Genomic DNA, 2,375 nt, shown 5'->3' with positions numbered 1-2,375 from the left:
GACACGACCGGTCCGCAGGAGATCGAGGGAACCGGCAGCTACCCCGACACCGGAATCTGGGACGCGGCGACGACCTATCACTTTGTGTGCAAGTACGCTGGCGGTGTCGAGATGCATGTCGCTAACGGGGGCAACGCTGGCATTCGTGGGGGCACCAAGTGGATTGGGGAGAACGGCAACTGGGTCTGGGTAGACCGGGGCGGTTTAGACGCGAACCCCAAGAGCTTGCTCAGTGAGATTATCGGCCCCGATGAGAACCAGCTCCTCCGTAGCCCAGGGCACCATCGCAACTTCCTAGACTGTGTGAAATCGCGCAAGCAAACCCTCACGCCCGCCGAGACCGCGCACCGCTCCGCCTCCATCGGGCACCTCGGGCAGATCGCGATGAAAGTCGGGCGCAAGCTGAAATGGAACCCTATCACTGAGCAGTTTCTCGACGATCCCCTGGCCACACGCCTTCTCTCAACCCCGATGCGCGCACCCTGGCACGTGTAAGAAAGTATTAGAATCATGCAAATATTTCAGAGAGTCTTCCCCGTGCTGGCTCTCGCGCTCACACTTGCGCCTGCCTTTGCTCAGGATCCCCTTCAAGAGCTTCGGCAGTACGACTATCAGAACCGCAAGCCGCTGGATGCCATTTCCAAGCAGATAGTCGCGGCAGGCAAAGACAGCACAAAACTTGCCGCTCTGGAGACGGGGTTGGTGTTGGTGCTCCAGGATCCTCAGTCAACGCTGGGCGCTAGACTGGAAGCCTGTACGTTTCTGAGTCGCATCGGAACTGTCCGCTCCGTGCCCGCGCTCGCCAAGCTGCTCGCCGATCCCGCGAGCGCCAATATCGCCCGGCTGGCGCTGGAGCGCAATACGGATCCGGCAGCTGGCGTGGCGCTTCAAGCGGCGCTTGGCTCCGTGACGGGAACCGCGCTGGTGGGGACGATCAACTCGCTGGGGAATCGTGGCGAGGTGTCGGCGGTTGCCAAGCTAAAGGCATTGACTGCCAGTACCGATCCACTGGTCGCGGAGGCTGCGGTGACGGCGCTTGGGAAAATTGCGACCCCGGCATCCGTGGCGGCGCTGCGTCTGGTGAAGAATACGGTTCTGCCCACTGCTCCCGCACTTCTCAGTATTGCGGGCAAGCTTGCCGTAGCGGGGAAGCGCAGTGATGCTCTAGGAATCTACGAGAGCCTACTGCGCGGCAACCAGCCTGAGGTGATTCGGGCGGGAGCGCTGACGGGGCTGGTCGCACTGAACGCACCGCGTCTTGGTGCGCTGGCCCTGGCGCTCGCTCGCACCGCGCCCGAGCCGATGCTGCAACGCGTGGCCGGGCGGGTACTCGGCATGCTTGCGGAGCCCGAACGGGTGAAAGCGGCGGTCACTGCTTTTCCCACGCTTCCGGCACCAGCCCAGATCGCACTGCTGGCGGCGTGGTCGGATCGGAAAGAGACGGCGGCTGCGGACGTCACCCTAGGGGCGCTGAAGAGCGGCGATGCTGAGGTGCGTGTGGCAGCGATCCAGACCGCGGTGCGTGTGGCTGGGGTCGCGGCAGTTATGCCTCTTGCCGTGCTGGCGCAGGAGGGAGAGCACGCCAGTCTTGCACGTAATGCACTGGCTCGAATGGGAGGCGCTGGCGTGGAAGATGCCCTCCTGCGGCTGGCGAGCAGGGGGCCTGGAAAGATTCCCCCCGCCATGATTGCCGTCCTTGGGGAGCGACCCACCGTGCGCTCGACCACCCAGCTCGTGACAATCGCGGGAGGGCAGGAGCAGGAGACCCGGGTTGCGGTTGCGGCGCTCAAGGTTTTGGAGAAGACCGCAACTCCCGCGCAGACGGGCGCACTGGTTAGCCTCTTGGTAGGCACCAGCAATGATATGGTGCGGGATGCGGCGCAGACAGCGCTTGTGGCGATTGCGCTGCGCACTGGGGATCGGGAGCGGGCTGCCCAGCCGCTTCTCATGGCGATGGGGAGTGCCTCGGTTGCTGGGAAGGCGGCGCTTCTAGGAGCCCTGGCGGAGCTTGGGGGCGAGAGTGCTCTTGCGGCGCTAACACAGGCTGCTACCTCGGGCGACGAGGAACTGAAGAACGCCGCCCTCAGTGGGCTGGCCAATACGTGGGGCGACTTGCTTGCCCTGCCAACATTGCTCAAGATCGGCAAGAGCAGCACCGTGAAATCTGACCGTGTGCTCGCCCAGCGAGGCAGTTTGCGTCTGCTTGCGGCAGATGACAGGCTGCCTGCGCAACAGAAACTATCCCAGCTCAGCGAACTATTTGCCCTCGCGGAGCGTCCAGAAGAGCAGCGCCAGGCACTGAGTGTCTTGCGCGAGGTGCGCTTGCCCGGAGCGGTGGCTCTGGCGACAAAGGCACTGGACAACCCGGAGCTGGT

Annotated in this window: 1 protein-coding gene and 1 pseudogene; both read left to right on the top strand. The window is 63.8% G+C overall.

Annotated elements, in window-relative coordinates; all coding sequences use genetic code 11:
* Window positions 1-495: pseudogene (locus tag ACH2EH_RS01775) on the top strand (gfo/Idh/MocA family oxidoreductase); the annotation flags it as partial.
* Window positions 496-510: 15 nt separating this feature from the next.
* The coding region (locus ACH2EH_RS01770) for a HEAT repeat domain-containing protein (RefSeq protein ID WP_395138257.1) at window positions 511-2,375 on the top strand (1,865 nt) is incomplete at its 3' end.

Origin of the sequence: Armatimonas sp. (genome assembly GCF_043760365.1) — a bacterium.
Taxonomy (GTDB): Bacteria; Armatimonadota; Armatimonadia; order Armatimonadales; family Armatimonadaceae; genus Armatimonas.
Note: the sequence above shows the minus strand (reverse complement) of the source record. Positions and strands in the feature narration are given on the sequence as shown.